Genomic DNA, 23,952 nt, shown 5'->3' on the forward strand with positions numbered 1-23,952 from the left:
CTACCGGGCGCGCAGCGCGTAGCGGCGCTCGGCGTAGTCGAGGTCGTCGCGCCACAGCCGGGTGGCGGCCGCGGCCATCGCCGGGCGGATCGCCGGGGCGAGCTTCGAGGCCACGGAGAACCCGGGCCGGTCCGACCCGGCGACGACGGCCTCGATCACCGCGGTCCGCGGCCGCCCGTCGCGGTCGGTACCGCGCGGGGTCGCGTGGGTCTCGACGACCGAGCCGACGCCCTCGCCCTCGACGATGCGCATCACCACCGTCCGCGGCTCCGGGCACACGAACTCCGCCCGCACCGGGACGCCGAGCCCCGGCCCGACCTTGAAGGTGACGGTGACCAGGAAGCGGTCGTCGGACTCGGCGACGTCGGTGACGGCGGGCGCGGAGTCCACCGTCAGCTTCTGGAACGAGTACGGGTGGAACCAGGCGCCGTGCCACGGGTCGAGCCGGTTGGCGACGATGTCCTCGGGCTCGCACACCCCGGTCAGGGTGGTCACGGCGTCGAGGACCGCGCCGGCCGGGCGGGCCGGGACGACCGGGGCGTCGGTCGGCTCCTCACCGCCGACGTCGTCGAGCCGGGTCCAGACGAGCACCCCGTCGTCGTGGACCGGGTGCACCGCCCAGCCGGGGCCGGACCGGGCGCCCAGGCGCAGCCCGTGCCAGCGGCACACCAGCTCGCCGCAGTCGACGGCCGCCAGCGCCATCGGCGCACCGAGGTGCGGGCAGGCGCCGGGACCCACGCGGACCGTCCCGTCCTCCTCCCGCCACGCGACGAGCTCGACCCCGCCGATGCGCACGCCGAGCGGCCGGTCGCCGCGGACCTCCCGGCTCGCGGCGACCACGAACCAGTTCCCCGACGGGCGCGCCTGCGCCCGCTCCAGCGCGGCCGAGATCAGCTTCGGGTCCGCGCCGGCGTAGGTGGGCTTCTGGGCCGCCCACTTCTGCGACGGCAGCGGCTGCAGCGGCCAGTGGGACGGCCAGTTCGCGGTGAGACGGGAGAGCAGGGTCATGACGTGGTGTCCTTCGACGGGTGTCAGGTGCGCATCGCGTACTCGGCGGCGCGCCGCAGCGGACCGAGGCGGCCGCTGGTGGGGACGGTCTCGAGGGGGTGGCCGGCCAGGCCCCAGCCGGCGAGCAGCCGGTTCGCCGCCTGCCAGCCGGTGCTCGCGGCACGCTCCATGAGCGCGACCGGCAGGTCGATCCGGATGCCGTCGCCGGCCAGCACCAGGCCGTCGACGGGGGTGGCGACGGTGGGCCGCCGCGCGAAGTCGCCGACCCCGAACATCGGGCAGTCCGCCCGCCACTGCACCAGCTCGCCGACCACCCCGGCGCCCGCGGTCTCCGGGTAGAGCTCGTGCAGCCGGGCGACCGAGCGCCGGCGCAGGTCGGCGGTCCAGGTGTCGTCGTCGACGCCCGGGGGCGGGGCCGCGGAGTAGGCGTGCAGCTCCACGACGGACCCGCCGTGCCGGTCCGCCCAGCCCGCGGCGTCGCGCTCGTAGCGGTCCAGCACGGAGATGTTGTCGAGCGGGTCGAGCCCGCCGGTGCCGAGGAACGGCGGCCGGGTCGCGTCGACGGGCCGGTCGAGCCAGAGCCGCTGCACGAGGAACGGCGGGGCGCTGCCCAGCGCGGCGACGTCGTCGCGCCAGCGGGCGAGCACGTCCGGCCCGTCGACGGCCGACGCGGGGTCGCCCAGGCCGGGGGAGGCGGCGACGATGTCGCGCAGCCCCCGCACGTCCGTGGCCAGCACGACCGCGTCCGCCTCGCTGCCGCCGCCGCCGCGATGATTCACGTGGAACCGTCCACTGCCGACACCGTCCACCGGGGACCGTTCCACCGAGGACACCTCGACCCCGGTCCGGAACGTGACGCCGCGGGTGGTCAGGTAGTGGCGCAGCGGCTCCCACAGCGCGGTGTCGAAGCCCGCGTCGGGCACGTCGAACATCAGGCCCTCGGAGGAGCCGAGGAAGTAGATGTGGAACATCGTCGCGAGCTCGGCGGCCGACATCGTCGAGGGCGGCGCGAAGAAGCTGCGGGAGAACACCTCGAACGCCAGGTGCCGGGCCGCGGGCGGGAAGTTGATCGACTCGACGAAGCTCTGCGCGTCGACGTGGTCGATCGCCTCGTAGATGCCGGGCACGCTGACCGCGGCCAGCGGCGCGGCGGCGCGGGCGTCGAGCCGCAGCAGGTCCGACGGGCGGAACGTGGGGCTGCGCAGCGCGAACAGCACGGCGTTCCACGGGGGCGTGCGCGGCAGCCCGCGGAAGGTGTCCCGGCGCCCCTGCGCGTCGACGAGCGGGTAGTCCTCCAGCGGCACCAGCCGCTCCAGCCCGGGGTCGCCGCGGCGCAGCAGCGCGCGCAGGTTGTAGTACTGCCGGAAGAAGGCGTGGAAGCCGCGGCTCATCGACACCGGCGTGCCGTCGGGCAGCGTCTCCGACCAGCCACCGACCCGCCCGCCCAGGTAGGGCTCACGCTCCAGCACCTCGACGACGACGCCGCGCTCGGCCAGCCCGGTCGCCGCGGCCAGCCCGGCGATCCCGCCCCCGACGACGACCGCCCGCGGCCGCCGCCCCAGCTGCCCGGCGTCGCCGAGGCCACCGGCGGGCTCGTGGCGGACGCGGCGCGGGTCGGTCGGGCGGGCGGTCACGACCGCGTCCCGAGCACGGTGTGCACGACGCCGTTCTGCCAGCCGGTCATGGTCTCGGAGTGCACGGCGTCGAACCCGGCGGCGCGCACGCGGTCGCGCAGGCGGCCGATGCCGTCGAAGGTGTTCACGCTGCGCCACAGGTGCCGGTACAGCGCGGTCTCGCCGGTCGTCATCCGGCCGAGCGGCACGATGATCCCCCAGCAGACCGCGTGCCAGGACAGCCGGGCGCGGGGGGAGTCGGCGACCGAGTACTCGTGCAGCGCGAGCACCCCGCCCGGGCGCAGCAGGTCGTGGAAGCGGCGCAGCTGGGCGTCCGGGTCGTCGAGGTTGCGCAGCAGGTAGGCGGCGAGGATCCCGTCGAACGGGCCCTCGACCCCGTTCTCGGCGAGGGTCTCGGCGGTGGAGTGCACGAACCGCACCGACGCCGGCCACGGCTTGGTGCGGGCGCGCTCGAGCATCCCGGCCGAGGCGTCGACGGCGACGATCTCGGCGCGCGGGGCGACCCCGAGCAGTGCCGCGGTGGAGGCCCCGGTGCCGCAGCCCGCGTCGAGCAGACGCAGCCCGGCCCCGTCACGGGGGAGCCGCATCCGGGCCGCGGACGCGCGCAGGTGGTCGTGGTAGCCGGGGTTCATCCCCACCAGGCGGTCGTAGTCGGCCGCGCCGTCGTCGAAGTGCGACGGGACCTGCTCGCGGGGCAGGCCGCCGCGGCCGACGGTTCCGGGGCGGGTGGGACGGGACGGGGAACGGTCGGCCATGTCCGCGAGCCTAGGACCGCCGGCGTCGCACGGCGCGTCGGGTCGCATCCTGTTGCACCGCAGCCACTCGCGGGGGTGAGCCCGGTCAGGAGACCCGGTCGGCGCAGCGCACGGCCATCGCGCGCAGCACCGCGGCGACGTCGTCGCCGAGCACCCCGTCGGCGACCGCGCCGTCGACGAGCCGCAGCGCACCCTGAACCCGGGTGGCGATGAGCTCCTCGATGCGGCGGCGGGCCCCGGTCGACTCGATCGCCACCCGCGCCGCGGCGACGTCGACCGGGCCGTCGGCCTCGTCGGAGCCGTGCAGCAGCGCGTCGAGGGCGCCCCGGGTGGCCGGTCCGGCGACCTCGCGGGCCAGCACGACCAGGCTGGTGGCCTTGCGCTCGGCCAGGTCGTCGCCCGCGGACTTGCCGGTGGCGTCGGTGCCGAACACGCCCAGCACGTCGTCGCGCATCTGGAAGGCCTCGCCGACCATCGTCCCGTAGTCGCCGAGCGCCGCCAGCAGCTCCGGTCCGGCCCCGGCCATCGCGGCGCCGAGCTCCAGCGGGCGCCGGACGGTGTAGTTGCCGGACTTGCGGCGCAGCACGTCCATCACCTCGTCGAGGGTGGGGACGCGGCGGGCCTCGTTGAGCAGGTCGGCGAACTGTCCGACGGCCAGCTCCGAGCGCATCTCGTCGTAGCGCGGCCAGCCGCGGTCGAGCACCGCACGCGGCAGCCCGCTCTCGCGCATCGCCTGCTCGGCCCACACCAGGCACAGGTCGCCCAGCAGCACCGCGCCGGACTCGCCGAACCGGTCCGGGCAGCCGGACATGCCCTGGCCGCGGTGCCAGGAGGCGAGCTGGACATGCACCGTCGGCCGGCCGCGGCGCAGCTGCGAGCGGTCCATGACGTCGTCCTGGAGCAGGGCGAAGGCGTGCAGCAGCTCCAGCCCGGACACGGCCGCCAGCGCGGCGGGGGAGTCCGGGGCGGCGGCCCGCCAGCCCAGGTATCCGAACATCGACCGCAGGTACTTGCCGCGGCCGACGAAGTCGCTCAGGACCCCGGCGACGAAGTCCGCACCGCGCATCGAGTGCACGTGCTCGGCGCACCGGAGCCGCACGGTCTCGTCGACGTGGGCCCGGACCCGGCCGCGGATCTCCGCGACCCAGTCCGGGTGGGTGGGGACGTGCTCGAGCCGCCGGTCCTGCCCGGTCTCCACGAACATCGCGCGGCCTCCCGTCGGGTCGCCTGGGGTGGTGAGCGGCCGGACGTCGGCGTCCGGACCCGGTCGGGGGCCGAGGGCACCGCCGGGCCGGGTCCTGTCGAGGGTATGGGGGGTGTCGTGATCGCGCGCGCCGAATCGGACGGACCGCCCCGGTCGGGTTCGGACGGAGCGGCCACGTGGTTCGGGTGACCCACGTCACCGGCCGTCCGGGCCGGTCAGCCGGCCCGGAGGAACGACCAGGCGGCCAGCCACACCGACCCGGCGACGAGTGCCATCGCCCCGGGCACGTGCACGATCAGGCCCGGGATGTCGCCGAACCACGCCTGGACGAAGGTGAACGCGAAGACCGCCACGGCGAGGACCGACGGCCACCACGCACCGGCGGTGACGACGCGGAGCCACACCGCGGCCGCCGCGGCGAGCCCGGTGACGGCGTGCAGCACGATCGCGCCGGTGCCGTGCGGGCCGACGTCGCCGCCGGTGAACAGGCCGGCGGCGGTCACGAACTGCCAGGCCAGGACGACGACGGACGCGGTCGCGAGCATCCGCAGGACCAGGACGGGGGTGGAGCGGGTGACGTCGGGGGCCGCGTGGCGGTGTGGGGCGGACATCCTCGCAGTCTGCCGACAACCGGCCGCAGGTGCACGAACCGGGCGTTCAGGCCATCGCGGGCGCGAGCTCGCGCGCGACGACGACGGCGGCCCAGGCCGGGAGGAAGTGCCGCGCCGGGTCGAGCGCGGGGGAGCCGGTGACCGGGGTGAAGTGGTGGTCCACGAACGCGCGCAGCGCCGCGGAGTGGCCGAGCCGGTCCGGCACGAACGGCACGTCGTCGCGCCAGCCGCACTCGCAGGCCGCGCGGTAGGCGACGGCCGGGGCGCGGCGCGCGTCGGTCCAGATCCCCGTCGCGCGGCCGTCGGCGGTGTCCGCGCTGACGAACCCCTCGTGGTCGTCCGACCCGGGGATCTCCACCGGTCCGATGTAGAGCACGCGGTGATCATCCCCGGGTGCCGCAGGTGCGCAACCCGGGGTGGGACGGGTGGGCGCTCCGGTTCGTCCGGCGGTCGTCCGGCGGTCCCGCGTGGCAGGCTGGACCGGTGGCGGACGACGAGCGGGGCGAGGCGGTGCTGGCCGCGGCGACCGACGCGGCCCGCCGCGAGTTCGGTGACGACCTGGTGGCGGCCTACACGCTCGGCAGCCTCGCGCACGGCGGGTTCGCCCCCGCCGTCAGCGACGTCGACCTGGCCCTGGTGCTGCGGGAGACCGGCGGCGGCACGGCCTCGCGGGTGCACGACGTCGTCGCCGCGGCCCGGGACGCCGCCGCGGGCACCGACGGGCTCGCCGAGCGGCTCTCGGTGTTCTGGGCCGACCCGGACACCGTGCGCCACGGCCCCGGCGGCCGCCCGGCCCGCCTGCCCGCCGTCGACCGGCTCGACCTGCTCGACTCGGGCGTGCTGCGCCACGGCACGGACGTCCGCGACGGCGCCGTGCCGCCCACCCACGACGAGCTGGTGCGCGGCTCGGCGGAGTTCCTCGTCGAGCGGGTGGACGACGCCTGGCTCGCCGGGGTCGCCGACCCGGCGGCACTGCTGGCCCGTGGGCCGCGGGCGGTCACCAAGACGGTGCTGTTCCCGGTCCGGTTCCTGCACACCCTCGTGACCGGGGAGATCGGCCGCAACGACGCCGCCGTCGCGTCCTACGACGGCGCCCACCGCGACCTGGCCGCCGCGGCGCTGCGGTGGCGCGACGGGGCGCTCGGCGAGCGGGTCGCGGCCTGGACCCTGCTGACCGACCACCTCGCGGGCCTGTACCGGGAGTGCGTCGACGCCCATCTCGCGGCGCTGCCCGGTGACGACCCCGCCGTCACCGGGCTGCGGGCGCTGCGCGACGCCCTGGCGGTGCTCAGTGCTTCGCGGGCCGCCGTCCCACGAACGCCCCGATCCCGGTGACCGCGCGCCCCACGACCAGGGTGTTGATCTCTTTGGTGCCCTCGTAGGAGTAGAGGGCCTCGGCGTCGTTGAAGAACCGGCCGACCTTGTTCTCCAGCAGGATCCCGTTGCCGCCGAACACCTCCCGGGCCCGGGCGACCGCGTCGCGCAGCATCAGCGTGGCCTGCCGCTTGGCCAGGGCCGCCTGCTCGTCGCGGAAGGTGCCGTCGTCCTGCATCTGGGCGACCTTCACGGCCATCCCCAGCGAGGCGACGACGGCGCCCAGGATCGACACGAGGTGGTCCTGGACCAGCTGGAACGACGCGATCGGCTGCCCGAACTGGACGCGCTCGACCGCGTAGTCGCGGGCCAGCTCGAAGACCCCCGCCATCGCGCCGACCGCGTTCCAGGCGACGCCGCCCCGGGTCACCCGCAGCACCCGGTTCGTGTCGGCGAAGGTCTGTGCGCCGGGCAGCCGGTTCGCCTCCGGGACGCGCACGCCGTCGAAGGTGAGGTCGGCGTTCTGCACGGTGCGCAGCGCGAGCTTGCCCTCCATCTTGGTGGCGGTGAACCCGGGCATGCCCTTCTCGACGACGAAGCCCTTGACCGAGTCGTCCGCCACGTCGCGGGCCCACACGACCACCAGGTCGGCGAAGGTGCCGTTGCCGATCCAGCGCTTGGCGCCGTCCAGCACCCACTCGTCGCCCTCGCGGCGGGCGGTGGTCTCCAGCCCGCCCGCGACGTCGGACCCGCCGTGCGGCTCGGACAGCGCGAACGCGCCGATCTTCTCCATCCGGCGCATGGCGGGGAGCCAGCGGTCCTTCTGCTCCGGTGACCCGCACAGGTCGATCGAGGTCAGCGCGAGCCCGGCGTGCACCCCGAAGAAGGTCGCCATCGACGGGTCGACGCGGGACAGCTCCATCGACACGAACGAGGTGAGCAGCCGCGAGTGGGCGGGCCGGTCGGGCCACTCCCGCGCCAGCCCGACGACGTCGAGCTCGGCGAACCCCGGGATCAGCTCGTGCGGGAACTCCGCGCGGTCCCAGTAGTCGTCGGCGATCGGGGCGATCTTCTCCTCGGCGAAGGTGCGGACCCGGGCGAGGATCTGCTGCTCCTCGGGGGCGAGCAGGTCGACGTAGCCGAAGAGGTCGGCGGGAAGCGGTGCGGTCATGACTCCTCCAGAGTGGCGGGCACGGCGGTCGTCATCGGGCGAGCACCCCCTGCTCCTGCAGGGCGGCGATCTCGTCGTCGGTGCGGCCCAGCTCGCGCAGCACGTCGGCGCCGTCGGCGCCCAGCGCGGGGGCGGGGGTGCGCATCCCGCCCGGGGTGGCGGTGAACCGGACCGGGAAGCCGATGGACCGGTAGCGGCCCTCGGTGGGGTGCTCGGCCTCGGTGAGCAGGCCGCCGTCGGTGACGTAGGGGTCGGTCTCGGCGTCGTCGACGGCGAGGACGGGCGCGAACGGGACCGAGTGCCGCGCACACAGCCGCGCCCACTCGTCGGTGGTGCGCTGCGGGGCCAGCTCGCCGATCAGCGCGTACAGCTCGGGCTGGTGCGCGGCCATCGCGGGGGAGGTGGCGAACCGCTCGTCGGCGGCGAGGTCGTCGCGGCCGGCCGCGGTGAAGAAGTCGGCGATGTTGCGCGGGGTGTAGGGTAGGATGCAGGCCCAGCCGTCCTTCGTCGCGACGGCCTCGTGCCCGGCGGCCATCGACCGGTTGAACCCGGTCGGGCCCTCCGCGGGCACGAAGGTGTGCCCGGACAGGTGCTCCACCAGGTTGAACGCGAGCAGCGTGTCGGTCATCGGGACCTCGACCAGCTGCCCCTCGCCGGTGGCCCGCTGGTGGATCACCGCGGCCAGCGTGGAGTAGGCGATCGTCAGCGCGCACACCTTGTCGGCCAGGATCGTCGGCGCGTAGGACGGGGTGCCGGTCGCCCGGCGCATCAGGTCCACCATCCCCGACGACGCCTGCACGATCTCGTCGTAGGCGGCGCGGTCGGCGAGCTCGGAGTCGCTGCGGAAGCCCTGCGCGCGGACCTGGACCAGGCGCGGGAAGCGCTCGGCGACCCGACCGGGGTCGAGCCCGAGCCGGTCCAGCGCACCCGGGCGCATGTTCGTCACGAGGACGTCGGCGGTGTCGAGCAGGTCGTCGAGCACCGCGCGGCCGGCGTCGGTCTTGAGGTCGAGCGCCACCGAGCGCTTGTTGCGGTTCACGTTCAGCGCGAGCGCGCCCATCCCGGGGTTGCGCTGCGGCAGCGTGCGGCGGGTCATGTCCCCGGCCGGTGGCTCGATCTTGATCACCTCGGCGCCCAGGTCGCCCAGGATCTGGCAGGCGTACGGGCCCATGACCACCGACGCCAGGTCGATCACCCGCAGCCCGTCCAGTGCGCCACCCATGTCGTGCTCCCCTCGGTCGCTCGCCATCACGTTCTCCATGAGCATGGCTAACTTCTCTCGCTCCTGCGAGCTAGTCTTACCCATATGCGTAACCACCACCGGACCGTGGACCGGGTGGCCGGTCTGCTGGAGGCCGCCGCACGCCGACCCGACGGCAGCACCCTGTCGGAGCTGGCCCGCCGCGTCGGCGCCCCGGTGTCCTCGGTGCAGAAGCTCGTCGACGGCCTCGTCGCCACCGGCTACCTCGACGACCGCGACCGTCGGTACACCCTGGGCCCCGCGCCGTGGATGCTCGCGGCGAGAGCGGGGGAACCACCCGTCCCGGCGATCCCGCACGAGGCGCTCGACCAGCTCGCCCGGCACACCGGGCTGCCGGTGCTGCTCGCCGCCCGGATCGGCGACGACGCCGTCTACCTCGACTGGGCGGGCGCCGACGAGGGCTTCGACGTGGCGCTGTCGGCCCGGGTCCGCGCACCGCTGCCCGACACCGCGGCCGGCCGGGTCCTGCTCGCCCACCTCGGCCCGGCCGAGCGCAAACGGGTCGCGCTCGCCGCGCACGAGGGCGACCCCGGCGCTGCCGCCGCGCTCCTCGACGCCTGCGCCCGGATCCGCGCCGACGGGTTCGAACGCGGCGCGAGCGGCACCCTGCTGCCCGGCGCCGTCGCCGTCGCGGTCGCGCTGCGCCACGACGGCCGCGTCACCGGGGCGCTCTCGGCCGCCGACCGCGGGTCCGGGCCGCTGCCCCCCGGGGTCGCCGAGGCCCTCGCCGACGCCGCCCAGGCCTGGTCGACCTGAGCCGGCGCGACGTTTGCCCCCCGGTGTGCCGGGAAGGCGACGGGTGATGCGTACCGACTGGATCCGACCCCTGAACGACAGCGACGGCCCCTTCGCGACCGTCGTGCTCGACGCCACCCACGACACCTCCGACGCCACCGAGCAGTACCGCCTGCGCTGGCGCGACCTGCGGGAGCGCCTCATCGACGACGGAGCGGACGAGTCGGTGCTCGCCGTCCTCGACGAGGCCGTCACCGCCGCCGACGCCCCCGACGGCACGGCCGGGCGGGTCCTCGTCGCCGACGCCGCACGGGTCCTGCTCGACCGGCACACCGAGTTCCCGCCCGAGCGCGGGACCGCGGCCTGGGGCTCGGTGCCGGACCTGCTGGGCGTGCTCGGCGCGGTGGGGGAGGACGTGGCGACCGTCGTCGTCTCGGTCGACCGGACCGGGGGCCGGGTCCGCGGTGTGGACGGCACGGTCTCCGAGGTGTCGGCCGACTCCGGCGGCCCGGTCCACAAGGCGAGCACCGCGGGCCCCGGCGAGGGCTCCGCGGACGCCCGGGTCGAGGAGACCTGGAAGCGCAACGCCCAGGCCGTCGCCGAGCGGGTCGAGAAGTCCGTCCGCGCCGGCAACGCGGGCCTGCTCGTCGTCGCCGGGGACGCGGAGTCCCGGGCCCGCCTGCGCGACGAGCTCCCGCCGGCCTCGGCCGGGATCATGGCCGAGATCGAGAACACCGGCGGCACGGTGCCCGAGCAGGTCGACGACACCGTCCGTGCCGCCGCCGACGAGGTCCGCGAGACCCGCCGCGGCGAGGCCCTCACGAGCTTCGCGACCGCGTCCGGGCGCGGCGACGGGCTCGCCGTCACCGGGCTCGGCGACGTCACCGGGGCCACCCGCGCGCACGCCGTCGAGACGCTGCTGGTCGACCCGGACGCGGTGCCCGGCACCGAGCTGGTCGCCGGCTCCGACCCGGCCGCGGTGGGGGAGAAGGCCGACGAGCTCGTCGGCGACACCCCGGTGCTGTCCGGTCCGGCCGCGAACGTCCTGGTCCGCGCCGCCGCCGCGACCGGCGCCGCCGTCGTGCTGATCCACCCCGGCGACGACGTCACGCTCACCGACGGCGTCGGCGCCGTCCTGCGCTTCCCGGTCGGCCCCGCCTCCTGAGCGCGCCACCGTCGTGCCCCGTCCCCGTCCCCGGGCCGGACCGGCCGGGACGGGGCATGATCGGGTCCATGAGCGACCAGCGGATCGAGACCTCGCGCATCGTCGACGCGAGCCCGGCCGAGATCTTCGCCGTGCTCCGTGACCCGCGCGGGCACGTGGCCATCGACAGCTCCGGGATGCTGATGTCGGCCGAGGGCGAGCCGGTCTCGGCGGCCGGGGACACCTTCGTCGTGCACATGGACCGCGAGTCGCTCGGCGACCGCCCGATGGGCCGCTACGACGTCACCGTGCACATCGCGAGCTACGTGCCCGACCGCGAGATCTCCTGGACCATCGTCGGTGTCATGCGCCCGCCGGTCGGCCACGTCTACGGCTACCGGCTGGAGCCGGTCGGCGAGGCCGACGGCGGCGGCACCCGGGTCGTCTCGTGGTGCGACTGGTCCGACATCCACCCGCAGTACCGCGACTCCGGCCTGTTCCCGGTGATCTCCGCGGCGTCGCTCAAGGCGACCCTGGGCATCCTCGCCCGGACCGTGCAGACGTCCTAGGCGACGCGGCGGCGGCCCCGCCGCAGCAGGACGCCGGAGCCGCACGCCCACAGGGCCCACACCACCAGCAGCGGCTGGACGAGCAGCCGGGTCGCACGGGCGCCGTCGCTGTCCAGGCCGAACGCGTCGGTGCCGGTGACGTACTGCGCCACGTTGCCGGGGAACACCAGCACGAACAGCGCCGCCGCGACCAGCCCGGCGTGCGGCCGCAGCCGGGCCGGTGCGAGGAGCACCGCGGCCCCGACCGCGATCTCGACGAGCCCGGACACGAGCACCACCGCGCCGGGCGCGGGCAGGAACGGTGGCACCTGGGCCAGGAACCGGGCCGGGACGAGCAGGTGGGCGACGCCCGCTCCGACGAGGAACGCGCCCAGCAGCAGCCGGGCGGTGGTGCGGACCGCGTGCACGGCGCCTCCGGACGTCATCGATTCTGGGTATCCGCGGCCCCCGGCCGAACCGGGGACCGGACGGGGCGCGGACACCCCGGGACCACCCTTCCACGGAGGCCCCGACATGACCGCTCCCGAGACCGTCCCGCCACCCGGTGACTACGGCGACGGCCCGGTGTTCCTGCGCGTGCACCGCGCCCGAGCCGCCGGGCACTGGCCGGTACCCGGTTTCGACCGCGAGGTGAACGACCGCGTCCTGGCCGCCGACCCGGACCACGACTGGGTCCGCGTCCCGCAGGGCAACAGCCGGTGCGGGCACGCCGACCGCGACCGGCTGCTCGCCGACCACGCGCTCCCCGGTGACGCGGTCGAGGTAGTGCGGTTCCGCCCGCCACCCGGCCGCCGGCGCTGACGGGCGGTCGCGGTACCGCCGTCGTACCGACCCGCCGTCACCCCGTTGCCGCAGCGGGGTACCGGCGACCGGGTCACGGTGCGCGTCCGCACTAGGCGCTGCGGGTGAACCGCAGCCGTTTGCGATTGAGTCGCGCAGAGTCGGGGAAACTGCATGACACGAGCTTCTGCACGGACCGGGCGCTGGGGAGCCTTCCGGTCCGTCGGCCCCGGGTCCGGGGTGCGACCGCTTCGGGGGTGGTCGCGCCCCGGACCCGTTCCTCGCCTCCCCGACCTGCGGGCGCCGTCGCGGCGAGCCCGATCCTGCGGGCTCGGATGAACTCCCGACATCGAGCGCTTACCCTGTGGGAATGACCGAGCCCGGAACCGTTGCGCCGCTGGCGCTCGACGAGCAGCTCTGTTTCGCGCTCCACTCGGCGTCCCGTGCGATGACCGGGTGCTACCGCCCGATCCTCGACTCCATCGGCCTGACCTACAGCCAGTACGCGGTCCTGCTCGTGCTGTGGGCCGAGGAGACGGTGGCCCAGCGGGAGCTCGGCGAGCGGATGTTCCTCGACAGCGGCACGTTGTCGCCGATGCTGACCCGGCTGGAGGGTCACGGGCTGGTCACCCGCGCCCGTCGCCCGGACGACGAGCGCACCGTGCAGGTGTCGCTGACCGAGAAGGGCAAGGCGCTGCGCGAGCAGGCCGCCGCCGCGCAGGACCAGGTCATCAAGGCCACCGGCATGTCGATGGACGAGCTGTTCCGCCTCCGCGACGACCTGCAGCGGCTCGCGTCCCGGCTCCGGTCCGCCGAGTCCGAGGCCGCTCCCGCCTGACCGGGGCGCCGCCCCGTCCGCCCGCGCCCGGCGCGGATCGTTGCACGGGTATATGCTTGCTGACAGGCAAACATATGGAGTGTGCATGAGCGGCCTCGACCCCGACGAGCTGGCGCGGCTGCGCACGGACCTGGCCCGGATCGCCCGGGGCCTGGACCGGGCCACCCGCGGCTCCGACCTCACCCGCAGCGCCCTGTCGGTGCTCGGCACCGTCGCGGTCCGCGGCCCGATCGGGATGGGGGAGCTCGCGACCGTCGAGGGCGTCAACCCCACCATGCTGTCGCGCCTGGCCGGCAAGCTGGAGGCCGCCGGGCTGCTCGTCCGCGACACCGACCCCGACGACGGGCGCGCCGTGCGCGTCGCGGTCACCGAGGCCGGTGCGGCCGAGCACCGCCGGCGCCGCGAGGAACGCACCCGGCTGCTCGCCGCACACGTCGACGCCCTGACCCCCGACCACGCCGCACGGCTGCGGGCCGCGCTGCCCGCGCTCGACGCGCTCGCCGGCGCCCTGCGGGACGCCCGGTGAGCGCCGGTCCGGACCAGGCGCCCCGCTCGACGCTCGCCCGCACCTTCGCCGCGCTGTCCGGCCACAACTACCGGCTCTGGATCGGCGGCCAGTCGATCTCCCTGGTCGGCACCTGGATGCAGTCGATCGCCCAGTCCTGGCTGGTGTACGAGCTGACCGGGTCCGCTGCGGTGCTCGGCACCGTCGTCGCCGTCCAGACCGTGCCCACCCTGCTCCTCGGGCCCTACGCCGGGGTGTGGGTGGACCGCCTCGACCGGCGACGGCTGATGGTCGGCCTGCAGACGATGATGGGCCTGCAGGCCGCGGCACTCGCCGTGCTCACCCTCACCGGCACCGTCGCGCTCTGGCACGTCTACGTGCTGGCCGCGGTGCTCGGGCTGAACAAGGCCGTCGAGAACCCGGCCCGGCAGACCTTCGTGCACGAGCTGGTCGGGCCCGAGGACCTGCGCAACGCCGTCACCCTCAACTCGGTCCTGGTCAACGCCGCGCGCGCGGTCGGACCGGCCGTGGCCGGGCTGGTCATCGTCGCGGGCGGGACCGGGATCTGCTTCGCGGTGAACGCGGTCAGCTTCGTCGCCGTCGTGACCTCGCTGCTGCGCCTGGACACCTCCGCGCTCATGCCCACCGCTCCGGCGCCCCGGGCGCCCGGACAGCTGCGCGAGGGGCTCGCCCACGTGCGCGGCAACCCCGAGCTGCGCGTGCCGCTGGTGATGATGGCGCTGATCGGCTGCCTGGCCTACGAGTTCCCGGTGGTGCTACCGGTGGTGGCCTCGCAGACCTTCGGCGGCGACGCGGCCACCTACGGCTGGCTCACCGGCGCGATGGGCGTCGGCGCGGTCGTCGGGGGGCTCGTCGTCGCCGGGCACGGGCGGACCGGGGTGCCGATGCTGGTGCGCACCGCGCTGCTGTTCGGCCTGGTCCTGGGGCTCACCGCGGTCGCGCCGTCGCTGTGGGTCGCGCTGGTCGCGATGGGGCTGGTCGGGATGGCCAGCGTCGCGTTCATGGCCGGCGGCAACTCGACGCTGCAGCTGGCCTCGGCCCCGCACATGCGGGGCCGGGTGATGGCGCTGTGGTCGGTGGCCTTCCTCGGGTCCACCCCGATCGGCGGCCCGATCGCCGGGTGGGTCAGCGAGCAGTGGGGCGGTCGCGGCGGGCTCGCCCTGGGTGCGGTGGCCTGCCTGGTCGCGGCCGCGATCGGCCTGCCCACGGCGCGCCGCGCCGCCCGGGCGGAGGCCGCCGGGTGAGCGCGCCCGGCCGGCCGGCGGTGCTCGCGGCGGTCGCCGCCGGCGGGGTGGTGGGTGCCGAGGCGCGCTGGCTGCTCGGGCTCGTCGGCCCGCCCGCCCCGTGGACGACGCTGATCATCAACGTCACCGGCTGCCTGCTGATGGGGGTGCTGATGGTGCTGGTCACCGAGCGGTTCCGGGCCCACCCGCTCGTCCGCCCGGCGCTGGGCGTCGGGGTGCTCGGCGGGTACACGACGTTCTCCACCTACGCCGTCGACGTCGCCGCGCCGGCCTTCGGCTCGCCGGGGTCGCTGGCGCTGATGGTCGGCACCCCGGTGCTCGCCGTCGCCGCGACGGCGCTCGGCGCGACCCTGACCCGCGCGCTCGCCGGGGGAGCCCGGTGACGGCGCTGTTCGTCGCCCTCGGTGCGGCCGTCGGGGCGCCGCTGCGCTACCTCGTCGACACCGCCGTGAAGGCGCGCACGCCCTCGGCGTTCCCGTGGGGCACCTGGGTGATCAACGTGGCCGGGTCCTTCGTGCTCGGCGGCGTGGTGGCGCTGACCCCGCTGTTCGGGCCGGGGTTCGCCGCGCTGCTCGGCACCGGGTTCTGCGGGGCGTTCACCACCTACAGCACCTTCGGCTGGGAGACGCTGTCGCTGCTCGAACGCGGCCGCACCGCGCTCGCCGTGGGCTATGCGGCGGCGAGCGTGGTGGTCGGTGTCGCGGCCGCACTGGCCGGGCACGCGCTGCTCACCGCCGTCGCCGCCTGAGCCGGGTCGCGCCGGGGTCCGGCCGGGTCAGCGGATCCGGCCGCCGGTGGCGATCCGCAGCAGGTCACGGGCGGTGCCGCGGGGCGAGGTGCCCTCCCGCCAGACGGCGCGGAACTCCCGGGTCAGGTCGAGGCCGCGGACGTCGACGACGACCAGCGACCCGGCCGCGACGTCGGCGCCGACCACCGCCCGCCCCAGCACCGCGGGGCCCTCACCGGCGCGGACCGCGGCCCGCAGGGCGGCGTCCGCGGTGTACTCGCGCCGCGGCGGCACGGGCCCACCGGCACCGGCGGCGTCGAGCGCGGCCTCCAGCGCGGGCCGGGCCCCGGCACCGGGCGGCCGGGTGAGCAGCGGGGTACCGGCCAGCTGTGCGGCATCGACGCCGTCGGACCCGGCCCACGGGTGCCCGGGGGCGACGACGAGCGCCAGCGGGTCCGATCCCACCGTCGCCGCGTGCAGGTCCTCCAGCGGGCCGGGCGTGGACACCACACCGACCGCCGCGTCACCGGCCCGGACCGCCGCCGCCGGATCCGGGGTGTCGCGCAGCACGACCCGCCCGCCCGGACCGTCGCGCAGCTCGACCAGCCAGGCCTGCAGCAGACACTCCGCGACCACCGGGTTCGCGGCCAGGACGACGGTGTCCTCCCCGGCCGGCTCGTCGCGCAGCGCCGCGACCGCGACGTCCAGGTCGGACGCGGCGGCCAGCAGCGGGCCCGCCCACTCCACGAGCAGGACCCCGCGGGTGGTGAGCCTGCTGGACCGCCGCCCCCGACGGGCACGTTCGAGCACCGGGCCCCCGACCTGCTGCTCGGCGGCCCGGATCCGTGCGGACGCGGCCTGCACCGTCAGCCCGAGCCCCTCGGCCGCGGCGGACATGCTCCCGGTGCAGGCGATGTCACGGAGCAGGGCGAGAGCGGTCAGGTCGGGGACGCGTGCGGGTGCGGTGGCCATCGGGACCAGCCTAGGTGGCGGGCGGGGTCACACTCCGAGCAGCCCGCGCAGGTAGGCCGCCTGACCGGCGTGCTGGAGGTCGTCGCCGAGCACGCTGACCAGGCGTTCGCCGAGAGTCACGTTCTCCCCCCAGGTGGGCGGCAGGACGCGGGACAGGTCGTCGTCGGCGAGGCCCGCGAGGTGCCCCACGGTGCGCTCGTGCACCGCCGCGCCGTAGCCGGCCAGCAGGTCCGCGGTGGTGCGCACGGCGTCGACCTGCGACGACGCGTGCCCGAACCCGGTGTCGGCGACGTCGAGGTCCAGGCCGAAGCGCTGCGCCCAGCCCTCGCCGGTCCAGACCTGGTCGGACCCGAATGCCTCGGCGACGTGGTCGTCCTGCACCCGCAGCAGGTGCCACACCAGCCAGCCGATCGGGTTGCCGGGGCCGTCCGCACCCTCCGGGCGGCGGGCGAGGTCGGCCTCGGACAGGCCGTCCACCACCTCGCGCACGAGCTCGTCGATCCGGCCGAAGTGGTCGGTCAGCAGTTCCGCGGTCGTCGTCATGGGGCGGGCTTTCCCGTATGCGGGCCCCGGCATGCGGGTTACGGTGGTCGGTGGTGACCGAGAACGTGAGGACCCACAGTGCGCACTGGGGCGTGTTCCACGCCCGCTGGGACGGCAGCAGGCTGCGGGTCCGCCCGCACCCGGGCGACCCGGACCCGTCCCCGGTGCTGGACAACATCCCCGCGGCCGTCGGGCACGCCGCCCGGGTCGCCGCGCCCGCGGTGCGCCGCGGCTGGTGGGACCGCGGCCCGGGCCGTGACCCCGGTCGTGGGCGCGACGGCTACCGCACCGTGTCCTGGGACGCGGTGCTCGACCGGCTCGCCGAGGAGACCCACCGGGTCCGCTCCACCCACGGCGACGAGGCCGTCTACGGCGGTTCCTACGGCTGGGCGTCGGCCGGGCGGTTCCACCACGCCCAGGGCCAGCTGCACCGGTTCCTGGCGCTGACCGGGGGCTACACCCGCTCGGTCAACACCTACTCCGGCGGCGCCGCCGAGGTGGTGCTGCCGCACGTGCTGGGCACCTTCGACGCGGTGACCCGCTACGCGGTGACCTGGGACCAGGTCGCGGCGCACACCGACACCGTCGTCGCGTTCGGCGGGATGGCGCTGAAGAACTCCGCGATCGCCGCGGGCGGGGTCAGCCGGCACGTCGAGCGCGGGGCCATGCGCGCCGCCCGCGACCGGGGCGCGGTGTTCGTGCTGGTCAGCCCGCTGCGCCCGGACCTGCCGGAGGAGGTCGACGCCACCTGGCTGCCGATCCGGCCCGGCACCGACGTCGCGCTGATGCTGGCGCTGATGCACACCGTCGTCGAGGCGGGGCGGGCCGACACCGACTTCCTCGCCTCGCACTGCGACGGCTGGGACCGCCTGCGCGAGTACCTGTTCGCCGCCCCGGCGCGCGACGCCGGGTGGGCCGAGGGCGTCACCGGCATCCCGGCGGCGACGATCCGCGAGCTGGCCTGGCGGATCGCGCACGGCCGCACCCTGGTGACCGTCGCGCAGTCGCTGCAGCGCGCGGAGCACGGCGAGCAGCCGGTCTGGGGCGGGACGGCGCTCGCCGCGGTGCTCGGCCAGATCGGCCTGCCCGGCGGCGGCTTCAACTACGGCCTCGGGTCGCTCGGGCACTACGGGCGCCCGCGCAACGCGGTGCCGGTGCCCACGTTCTCCCGGGCGCCGAACCCGGTGACCTCGTTCATCCCGGTCGCGCGGGTCGCGGACATGCTGCTGCACCCGGGGGAGACCTACTCCTACCAGGGCGTCGGGCACTCTTACCCGCACGTGCGGATGGCGTGGTGGGCCGGCGGCAACCCGTTCCACCACCACCAGGACCTGCGCCGGATGCGGCGCGCGGTCGCCGAGCTGGACACGTTCGTCGTGCACGACCCGATGTGGACGGCCACCGCGCGGCACGCCGACGTCGTGCTGCCGTCGACGACGACCCTGGAACGCGACGACATCGGCGCCACCAGCTCCGACCCGCTCGTCGTCGCGATGAAGCAGCTGGTGCCCCGGCACGGCGAGGCCCGCGACGACTACGACGTGCTCGCCGACCTGGCCGTGCGGCTCGGGCACGGCGAGGCCTTCACCGAGGGCCGGACGTCGCACGAGTGGCTGGTCCACATGTACGACCGCACCCGCAAGGGCCTGGCCGACCGCGGGCTCGACGCGCCGTCGTTCAAGGAGTTCTGGGAGCGAGGCGAGCTGGAGCTGCCCCAGCGCCCCGACGACGGCGGGGTGCTGGCCCGCTTCCGCGCCGACCCCGTCGCGCACCCGCTGCCGACGGCGTCCGGCCGCGTCCAGGTCGGGTCCGGCCCGATCGCCGATCTCGGGCTGCCCGACCACCCCGGCCACCCGGCGTGGATCGAGCCGACCGAGGTCCCCGACGACCGGCACCCGTTCTGGATGGTCTCCAACCAGCCGGCGACCCGGCTGCACTCCCAGCTCGACTTCGGCGCCCACTCGGCCGGCTCGAAACGCTCCGGGCGCGAGGTCGTGCGCATCCACCCCGACGACGCAGCCCGGCTCGGCATCGGCGACGGCGACGTCGTCCGCCTCCACAACGACCGGGGCGCCTGCCTGGCCGCGGCGCGGGTCACCGACGACATCCGGCCCGGCGTGCTGCAGCTGCCGACCGGGGCGTGGTGGGACCCGCGCCCCGACCCGGACCGTCCCGAGCTCGGCGACGACGGCCTCTGCGTGCACGGCAACCCGAACGCCGTGACCCGCGACCGGGGGACGTCGGGCTTCGCTCAGGGGTGCAGCGGTCAGCTGTGCGCGGTCGCGGTGGAGCCGTACCGCCACGAGGCCCCGGAGGTCACCGCGCACACCCCGCCGGTCACGCCGGCTTCGCCGTGACCGGCTGGGCCAGGTCCCGCTCGATCTCCTCCAGGCTGCGGCCCTTCGTCTCGGGCAGCAGCCGGGTCGCGTAGACGTAGGCGGCCGCCGTCGTCACCGCGAAGAACAGGAAGTTCCAGCCCGCGCCGAACGCCTCGAGCAGCGACGGGAACAGCAGCGCGACGGTCATGTTGAACAGCCAGTTGAACGTCACGCAGAACGCGACCGCGCCGGCGCGGACCCGCAGCGGGAACAGCTCCGGCAGCAGCACCCACTGCACCGGGCCCCAGGAGATCGAGAACGAGGCGATGTAGACGACGATCCCGGCCAGGGTCAGCCCGAGCAGCAGCGGCCCCTGCTCCAGCCCGACCAGGTTCGTCACCGCGAGGACGATCATCGCCACGCACATGCCGACCGCGCCCCAGCGCAGCAGCGGGCGTCGCCCGGCGCGGTCGATCAGCCACATCCCGGGCAGCGTCATCAGCATGTTCACCGCGCCGATGCCCACGTTGGCGCCGATCGCGCCGGTCGCCCCGAAGCCGACGTCGGTGAGCAGGGTCGGCGCGTAGTAGATGATCGTGTTGATGCCGACGAAGTTCTGGAAGAACACCAGCAGCATCCCGATGAGGGTCAGCCGCCGCAGCCGCGGGGAGAACAGCGTCCCGATCGCGACCTTCTCGGTGTTCTCGCGCTCGACGCGCACGCTCTCCCGGATCTCCGACAGCTCGGCCTCGGCCGCCTCCGGGGTGCCGCGCAGCCGCTGCAGGACGACCCGCGCGTCCTCCTCGCCGCCGTCGGGCTTCTGTGCGACCAGCCAGCGGGGGCTCTCCGGCTGGGTGTAGATGCCGATCGCGAGGATGACCGCGGGGATCACGCCGAGCCCGATCATCCAGCGCCAGTCCCGGGACTCGGCGAAGGCGAAGTCGGTGACGTAGGCCAGGAAGATCCCGACGGTCACCAGCAGCTGCATCAGCGACGTCAGCCGCCCACGGATGCGGGCCGGGGCCAGCTCGGACAGGTACATCGGCACGACCACCGACACGATGCCGACGCCGACGCCCATCACGAACCGGAACCCGACGAGCATCGCGACGTTCACCCCGAGGGCGGCGCCGAGCGTGCCGATGACGAACACGATGCCGCCGAGCAGGATCAGCAGCCGCCGGCCGAGGGTGTCGGCGAGCTTGCCGGAGACGCCCGCCCCGAGCATCGCGCCGACCAGCAGCCCGGACACCACGGTGCCCTGCTCCAGCGACGACAGCGGGATGTCGTCGGGGATGAACAGGATCGCCCCGGAGATGACGCCCGTGTCGTACCCCCACAGGATCCCGCCGAGTGCCCCGAAGAACCAGATCGCCCACTGTGACGGCCGCTTCGCCGTCTGCGCCCCCGAACTCATCGGCCGATCCTCCGGTGGCCCGTTACGGGCCGCAACAGGAGGCGTCAGGCGGCGTGTCGTGAGGCGTCCAGCCGGCGGCGGCCGCCGTCGGTGGCGGCGTCGATCTCCCGCACGCCCAGTGCCTTCGCCAGCCCCGACGGCGGCATGTCGCCGTAGATCGTCTCGAACTCCCCGGCCACGAAGGTCTCGTGCCAGATCCCGACGGCGCCGGGGTAGCGGCGGGCGCGGCGGTTGAACGCGGCCCAGGCCGGCCGGTGCGTCGCCGCGGTGTCGCTCGCGTAGGCGTAGAGGGACTCGCGGTCGCGCCAGTACTGCACGAGGAACGGGCCGCCGGGGCCGATCCCCGAGCGGGTCCCGAGCAGCCCGTGGGCGGGGTCGCGCTCCAGCTCGCGCAGCATCCCGGACATCGCGCTCACCACCGGCAGCCAGGCCCGGACCTTCCAGGGCCGGTTGAAGCGCATGCCGATGAGGAACACGACGACCGGCCCGTCGGCCGGCTCGTTGGTCGTGCGGGTGTACGGCGCCATCGGTCCACTCCCTCGTCACGGTGCTGTGTGGATACCGAGACTATCCGATCGTGGCGAGTGGCGCTATCCGTTCTGGTCGAGCCAGGCCCGGACCTCGGCGGAGTCGGCGCCCAGCGGCGGGGGAGAGCGGCGGTAGGACGGCGGGGTCACCGACCAGGTGACCGGGTTGCGGACGGTCGGGACGGCCGCGGCGTCGTCGGCCCGGACGACCGGGTCGAGGCCGAGCTCCTCGGCGAGGGCGACACCGCCGTCGACGGTGTTGATCGGGCCGCAGGGCACGCCGGCGGCGGTGATCGCGTCGTACCACTCCTGGGCGGTGCGGGTGGCGAGGCGGGCGCACAGCCGCTGCTCGATCTCCTCGCGATGGCCGATCCGGTCGGACATGGTCGCGAAGCGCGGGTCCTCGGCCATGGCCGGGTCACCGAGGACGGTCGCGAGCTTGCGGAACTGGCCGTCGTTGCCGGCGATGACGATGAGGTCGCCGTCCGCGGTGGGCATCGGCTGGTACGGGAAGACGCTGGGATGGGCGTTGCCCATCCGGCGGCCGACCGCGCCCGCGGCGACGTAGGCCTCGGTCTGGTTGACCAGGGTGGACATCGCGACCGACAGCAGGTTGGTCTCCAGCAGCTGGCCCTGCCCGGTCCGCTCGCGGTGCCGCAGCGCCGCGCCGACCGCGAGTGCGGCGTGGAGCCCGGTGAGGACGTCGAACACCGCGACCCCCGCGCGGAACGGCGGCCCGTCGACGTCACCGGTCAGGCTCATCAGCCCGGACACCGCCTGGACGAGCAGGTCGTACCCGGCCAGGTGGGCGCCGCCGCGGGCGCCGAACCCGGTGATCGAGCAGTACACGACCCCGGGGTTGCCGGCCGAGACGCTGCCGTGGTCCAGCCCGAACCGCGCCGCACCGCCCGGCCGGAAGTTCTCGACGACGACGTCGGCCCGCCGCGCCAGCTCGCGTGCCGCCGCGAGGTCGCCCGGGTCGGTCAGGTCGAGCACCACGGACCGCTTGTTCCGGTTGATCGACAGGTAGTAGGTGGAGATGTCGCCGTGCTCGGGGTCGCTGACCACCGGCGGCTTCCAGGTGCGGGTGTCGTCGCCGCCCGGGCCCTCGACCTTGATCACCGTCGCGCCGAGGTCGGCCAGCATCATGGTGGCGTAGGGCCCGGCGAGGACGCGGGAGAAGTCGGCGACCAGCACGCCGTCCAGCGGTCCGCCGGTGGGGTCGTCGCCGAGCGGGGAATGATCCACGTCCCGGCACGCTAGCCGCGTCGCCGCACCGGCGACAGTCGCGACGCGGCTCACGGGGGGTCGGGTGCGAGATAGGCGTGTCCGGTGGGACTGGTGGTCGTGACCCCGTCCGGGCCGCGGGCCACGTGCCAGCCGGGTTGTTCGCGGACGTGGTTGTGGAACTCGCACACCCCGCGCCCGTTGTCCAGCTCGGTGCGCCCGCCGTCGGCGTCGCGGTGGATGTGGTCGAGATGGCGGACGGGAGCGTCGCAGTAGGGCTCGGTGCACCGGTTCTGCGCTCTGGCTTTGACGAGGGTGGCGAGCAGGCCGGTGAAGGTGCGCTGTCGGGAGTCGCCGCCGATGACGACGCCCTGGTCGGTGAGCAGTCGGCGCAGGGACTTCGTCCCCTCAGAGGTGGCGAGCAGGTCGGCCGGAACGGGCCCCAGGCCGGGGATCTCCGCGGGGAGCGGGGACTGCGGGTCGAGCAGGGCCTGGACCGGGACGGTGACCTGTACGTCCAGGTTCACCGCCGTCGCGGTGGCCTGTCCGGTGACCCGCTCGACGAGGGTGTCGGCCAGGACCTGCCCGCGGGTGCGGGTCAGCGGTTCGGGTTCGACCTGGACCTCGACGAAGGCCTTCTGCAGCGCGGCGAGGCAGGCGGCGCCCTGTTCGACCGGGACGTAGGCGGTCAGATAGCTCATCGCGTCCGGCGCGGGCCGCAGGGTGACCCGGCGCTCGGCCCTGGCGGCGTGGACCCGGGCGCGGAACCGGTCGGGGGCGATCTCGGCGACGAGCCGGCGGGTCATGGCGCGGAGCCGTCCGATGCCGAGCCGGGTCAGGTCGTGCACGGCGAGGCGGGCATCGACCTGCCTGCGCCGGCGCGCATCGAGGTCGCGGCATTCGACGGCGATCGCGGAGACCTTCGCGGCGCTGAGCTCGCCGGCGATGTGCAGGTCCCGGACACGACCGAGTCCGGCGTACAGGTCACGGGCGTTCGCCACCCGCGTGCGGGCCTCGGCCGTGGAGACACGGCAGGCGAGCTGGACCTGCGCGACCACGCTGCGGTGGGGCACGTCGACGTCGGCCCGGTCGTCGGTGAGGCGGTTCTCGACGTGTGCCTGGGCGAACGCCCGGATGCGCGTCGCCTGGAGCGCGGCGAGGGAGGCCTGCAGGGACTCGATCTGCCGGATCTGGTCGATCAGGTCGGCCTCGGAGAGCACGGTGATGTCGTCGTCGACGACCTGGTCGACCAGGAGGCGGAGCAGGGCCAGGTCACCGGACGTGAACCCGCCGCCCGGCACGCCGGTGGCGTGGACGGGTGGTTCCTGGGTCGCGGTCACGTCGTCGATGGTACTCGAACATGTGTTCGATATCCAGCCCGTACGTCGGGTGGACTCCGGACCCGGCGCTCGCCGGTGCGCGGTGTC

General features: G+C 75.3%; 26 protein-coding genes. 11 read left to right on the forward strand and 15 right to left on the reverse strand.

Translation table 11 applies throughout. The features are described 5' to 3' along the window. From KPL57_RS47310 to KPL57_RS47335, 6 genes are all read right to left on the reverse strand, one after another. Complete coding sequence (locus KPL57_RS47310) at positions 1-1,008, reverse strand: DUF5914 domain-containing protein (protein ID WP_226356994.1); 1,008 nt, start codon at positions 1,006-1,008, stop codon at positions 1-3. 23 nt (positions 1,009-1,031) lie between these two features. Then, positions 1,032-2,642: an FAD-dependent oxidoreductase gene (locus KPL57_RS47315; protein ID WP_226356995.1), complete on the reverse strand. Its 1,611-nt coding sequence runs from the start codon at positions 2,640-2,642 to the stop codon at positions 1,032-1,034. Beyond that, entirely contained in the window at positions 2,639-3,397 is a 759-nt protein-coding gene (locus tag KPL57_RS47320; protein ID WP_226356996.1) for a class I SAM-dependent methyltransferase, read from the reverse strand. Before KPL57_RS47320 ends, KPL57_RS47315 begins: the two co-directional genes overlap by 4 nt. 85 nt (positions 3,398-3,482) lie before the next feature. Then, positions 3,483-4,601: a polyprenyl synthetase family protein gene (locus KPL57_RS47325; protein ID WP_226356997.1), complete on the reverse strand. Its 1,119-nt coding sequence runs from the start codon at positions 4,599-4,601 to the stop codon at positions 3,483-3,485. 215 nt (positions 4,602-4,816) lie between these two features. After that, on the reverse strand, positions 4,817-5,212 hold the full coding sequence (locus tag KPL57_RS47330; protein ID WP_226356998.1) for a hypothetical protein: 396 nt from the start codon (positions 5,210-5,212) through the stop codon (positions 4,817-4,819). 46 nt (positions 5,213-5,258) lie between these two features. Next, the gene (locus KPL57_RS47335) at positions 5,259-5,588 is read right to left on the reverse strand and encodes a hypothetical protein (protein ID WP_226356999.1); all 330 of its coding nucleotides are present in this window, start codon (positions 5,586-5,588) and stop codon (positions 5,259-5,261) included. A gap of 107 nt (positions 5,589-5,695) precedes the next feature. Between KPL57_RS47335 and KPL57_RS47340 the strand changes: the two genes are divergently transcribed. Then, complete coding sequence (locus tag KPL57_RS47340; protein ID WP_226357000.1) at positions 5,696-6,547, forward strand: hypothetical protein; 852 nt, start codon at positions 5,696-5,698, stop codon at positions 6,545-6,547. Here the strand turns inward: KPL57_RS47340 and KPL57_RS47345 are convergent. Both KPL57_RS47345 and KPL57_RS47350 read right to left on the reverse strand, forming a co-directional pair. Beyond that, a complete protein-coding gene (locus KPL57_RS47345) occupies positions 6,501-7,697 on the reverse strand; it encodes an acyl-CoA dehydrogenase family protein (protein ID WP_226357001.1) in 1,197 nt (398 codons plus the stop codon). The two genes, KPL57_RS47340 and KPL57_RS47345, sit on opposite strands and share 47 nt — an antisense overlap. A 31-nt stretch (positions 7,698-7,728) precedes the next feature. Further along, a complete protein-coding gene (locus KPL57_RS47350; protein ID WP_226357002.1) occupies positions 7,729-8,946 on the reverse strand; it encodes a CaiB/BaiF CoA-transferase family protein in 1,218 nt (405 codons plus the stop codon). A gap of 57 nt (positions 8,947-9,003) precedes the next feature. Between KPL57_RS47350 and KPL57_RS47355 the strand changes: the two genes are divergently transcribed. The 3 genes from KPL57_RS47355 (at position 9,004) to KPL57_RS47365 (ending at position 11,406) form a co-directional block, all read left to right on the forward strand. Continuing rightward, complete coding sequence (locus tag KPL57_RS47355; RefSeq protein WP_226357003.1) at positions 9,004-9,714, forward strand: IclR family transcriptional regulator; 711 nt, start codon at positions 9,004-9,006, stop codon at positions 9,712-9,714. A gap of 46 nt (positions 9,715-9,760) precedes the next feature. Beyond that, positions 9,761-10,858, forward strand: a complete 1,098-nt coding sequence (locus KPL57_RS47360; RefSeq protein ID WP_226357004.1) for a hypothetical protein — start codon at positions 9,761-9,763, stop codon at positions 10,856-10,858. A 68-nt stretch (positions 10,859-10,926) separates the two neighbouring features. Beyond that, positions 10,927-11,406: an SRPBCC family protein gene (locus KPL57_RS47365; RefSeq protein ID WP_226357005.1), complete on the forward strand. Its 480-nt coding sequence runs from the start codon at positions 10,927-10,929 to the stop codon at positions 11,404-11,406. Here the strand turns inward: KPL57_RS47365 and KPL57_RS47370 are convergent. After that, positions 11,403-11,831, reverse strand: coding sequence for a hypothetical protein (locus KPL57_RS47370; RefSeq protein WP_226357006.1), 429 nt, complete (start codon positions 11,829-11,831; stop codon positions 11,403-11,405). The two genes, KPL57_RS47365 and KPL57_RS47370, sit on opposite strands and share 4 nt — an antisense overlap. 88 nt (positions 11,832-11,919) lie before the next feature. Here KPL57_RS47370 and KPL57_RS47375 point away from each other — a divergent pair, with 88 nt between their 5' ends. The 6 genes from KPL57_RS47375 (at position 11,920) to crcB (ending at position 15,542) form a co-directional block, all read left to right on the forward strand. Next, positions 11,920-12,207: a hypothetical protein gene (locus KPL57_RS47375; protein WP_226357007.1), complete on the forward strand. Its 288-nt coding sequence runs from the start codon at positions 11,920-11,922 to the stop codon at positions 12,205-12,207. 349 nt (positions 12,208-12,556) lie between these two features. After that, a complete protein-coding gene (locus KPL57_RS47380) occupies positions 12,557-13,024 on the forward strand; it encodes a MarR family winged helix-turn-helix transcriptional regulator (RefSeq protein WP_226357008.1) in 468 nt (155 codons plus the stop codon). An 85-nt stretch (positions 13,025-13,109) separates the two neighbouring features. Then, positions 13,110-13,550: a MarR family winged helix-turn-helix transcriptional regulator gene (locus KPL57_RS47385; RefSeq protein WP_226357009.1), complete on the forward strand. Its 441-nt coding sequence runs from the start codon at positions 13,110-13,112 to the stop codon at positions 13,548-13,550. Then, positions 13,547-14,794 carry an MFS transporter gene (locus KPL57_RS47390; RefSeq protein ID WP_226357010.1) on the forward strand — a complete coding sequence of 416 codons (1,248 nt, stop codon included), beginning with the start codon at positions 13,547-13,549 and terminating at the stop codon, positions 14,792-14,794. Before KPL57_RS47385 ends, KPL57_RS47390 begins: the two co-directional genes overlap by 4 nt. Continuing rightward, a complete protein-coding gene (locus tag KPL57_RS47395; protein ID WP_226357011.1) occupies positions 14,791-15,177 on the forward strand; it encodes a CrcB family protein in 387 nt (128 codons plus the stop codon). Before KPL57_RS47390 ends, KPL57_RS47395 begins: the two co-directional genes overlap by 4 nt. Next, the gene (gene crcB, locus KPL57_RS47400; RefSeq protein ID WP_226357012.1) at positions 15,174-15,542 is read left to right on the forward strand and encodes a fluoride efflux transporter CrcB; all 369 of its coding nucleotides are present in this window, start codon (positions 15,174-15,176) and stop codon (positions 15,540-15,542) included. The genes KPL57_RS47395 and crcB overlap by 4 nt, the downstream gene beginning before the upstream one ends. Positions 15,543-15,569: 27 nt before the next feature. Here the strand turns inward: crcB and KPL57_RS47405 are convergent, their stop codons facing one another. Together KPL57_RS47405 and KPL57_RS47410 are read right to left on the reverse strand one after the other, a co-directional pair. Further along, positions 15,570-16,493: a LysR family transcriptional regulator gene (locus KPL57_RS47405; RefSeq protein ID WP_226357013.1), complete on the reverse strand. Its 924-nt coding sequence runs from the start codon at positions 16,491-16,493 to the stop codon at positions 15,570-15,572. Positions 16,494-16,520: 27 nt separating this feature from the next. Continuing rightward, entirely contained in the window at positions 16,521-17,036 is a 516-nt protein-coding gene (locus KPL57_RS47410) for a DUF664 domain-containing protein (RefSeq protein ID WP_226357014.1), read from the reverse strand. Positions 17,037-17,089: 53 nt separating this feature from the next. Between KPL57_RS47410 and KPL57_RS47415 the strand changes: the two genes are divergently transcribed. Next, positions 17,090-19,393 (forward strand): molybdopterin-dependent oxidoreductase, encoded by a 2,304-nt coding sequence (locus tag KPL57_RS47415; protein WP_226357015.1) that lies wholly within the window; start codon positions 17,090-17,092, stop codon positions 19,391-19,393. Here the strand turns inward: KPL57_RS47415 and KPL57_RS47420 are convergent. The 4 genes from KPL57_RS47420 to KPL57_RS47435 all read right to left on the reverse strand — a co-directional run bounded on the left by KPL57_RS47420 (position 19,374) and on the right by KPL57_RS47435 (position 23,865). Beyond that, complete coding sequence (locus KPL57_RS47420) at positions 19,374-20,771, reverse strand: sugar porter family MFS transporter (RefSeq protein ID WP_226357016.1); 1,398 nt, start codon at positions 20,769-20,771, stop codon at positions 19,374-19,376. The two genes, KPL57_RS47415 and KPL57_RS47420, sit on opposite strands and share 20 nt — an antisense overlap. Positions 20,772-20,815: 44 nt before the next feature. Then, complete coding sequence (locus tag KPL57_RS47425; RefSeq protein WP_226357017.1) at positions 20,816-21,298, reverse strand: DUF4188 domain-containing protein; 483 nt, start codon at positions 21,296-21,298, stop codon at positions 20,816-20,818. 63 nt (positions 21,299-21,361) lie between these two features. Next, on the reverse strand, positions 21,362-22,546 hold the full coding sequence (locus KPL57_RS47430; protein WP_226357018.1) for a CaiB/BaiF CoA-transferase family protein: 1,185 nt from the start codon (positions 22,544-22,546) through the stop codon (positions 21,362-21,364). A gap of 50 nt (positions 22,547-22,596) precedes the next feature. Beyond that, on the reverse strand, positions 22,597-23,865 hold the full coding sequence (locus KPL57_RS47435) for an HNH endonuclease signature motif containing protein (RefSeq protein WP_226357019.1): 1,269 nt from the start codon (positions 23,863-23,865) through the stop codon (positions 22,597-22,599). Positions 23,866-23,952 lie beyond the last annotated feature (87 nt).

This window comes from Pseudonocardia sp. ICBG601 (assembly GCF_020496245.1).

Coding starts and splice junctions, on each gene's coding strand:
- KPL57_RS47355 (WP_226357003.1), top strand. CDS start 9,004: ATGCGTAACCACCACCGGACCGTGGACCGGGTGGCCGGTCTGCTGGAG.
- KPL57_RS47350 (WP_226357002.1), bottom strand. CDS start 8,946: ATGGCGAGCGACCGAGGGGAGCACGACATGGGTGGCGCACTGGACGGG.
- KPL57_RS47310 (WP_226356994.1), bottom strand. CDS start 1,008: ATGACCCTGCTCTCCCGTCTCACCGCGAACTGGCCGTCCCACTGGCCG.
- KPL57_RS47380 (WP_226357008.1), top strand. CDS start 12,557: ATGACCGAGCCCGGAACCGTTGCGCCGCTGGCGCTCGACGAGCAGCTC.
- KPL57_RS47410 (WP_226357014.1), bottom strand. CDS start 17,036: ATGACGACGACCGCGGAACTGCTGACCGACCACTTCGGCCGGATCGAC.
- KPL57_RS47320 (WP_226356996.1), bottom strand. CDS start 3,397: ATGGCCGACCGTTCCCCGTCCCGTCCCACCCGCCCCGGAACCGTCGGC.
- KPL57_RS47405 (WP_226357013.1), bottom strand. CDS start 16,493: ATGGCCACCGCACCCGCACGCGTCCCCGACCTGACCGCTCTCGCCCTG.
- KPL57_RS47375 (WP_226357007.1), top strand. CDS start 11,920: ATGACCGCTCCCGAGACCGTCCCGCCACCCGGTGACTACGGCGACGGC.
- KPL57_RS47370 (WP_226357006.1), bottom strand. CDS start 11,831: ATGACGTCCGGAGGCGCCGTGCACGCGGTCCGCACCACCGCCCGGCTG.
- KPL57_RS47330 (WP_226356998.1), bottom strand. CDS start 5,212: ATGTCCGCCCCACACCGCCACGCGGCCCCCGACGTCACCCGCTCCACC.
- KPL57_RS47345 (WP_226357001.1), bottom strand. CDS start 7,697: ATGACCGCACCGCTTCCCGCCGACCTCTTCGGCTACGTCGACCTGCTC.
- KPL57_RS47360 (WP_226357004.1), top strand. CDS start 9,761: ATGCGTACCGACTGGATCCGACCCCTGAACGACAGCGACGGCCCCTTC.
- KPL57_RS47325 (WP_226356997.1), bottom strand. CDS start 4,601: ATGTTCGTGGAGACCGGGCAGGACCGGCGGCTCGAGCACGTCCCCACC.
- KPL57_RS47385 (WP_226357009.1), top strand. CDS start 13,110: ATGAGCGGCCTCGACCCCGACGAGCTGGCGCGGCTGCGCACGGACCTG.
- KPL57_RS47425 (WP_226357017.1), bottom strand. CDS start 21,298: ATGGCGCCGTACACCCGCACGACCAACGAGCCGGCCGACGGGCCGGTC.
- KPL57_RS47420 (WP_226357016.1), bottom strand. CDS start 20,771: ATGAGTTCGGGGGCGCAGACGGCGAAGCGGCCGTCACAGTGGGCGATC.
- KPL57_RS47365 (WP_226357005.1), top strand. CDS start 10,927: ATGAGCGACCAGCGGATCGAGACCTCGCGCATCGTCGACGCGAGCCCG.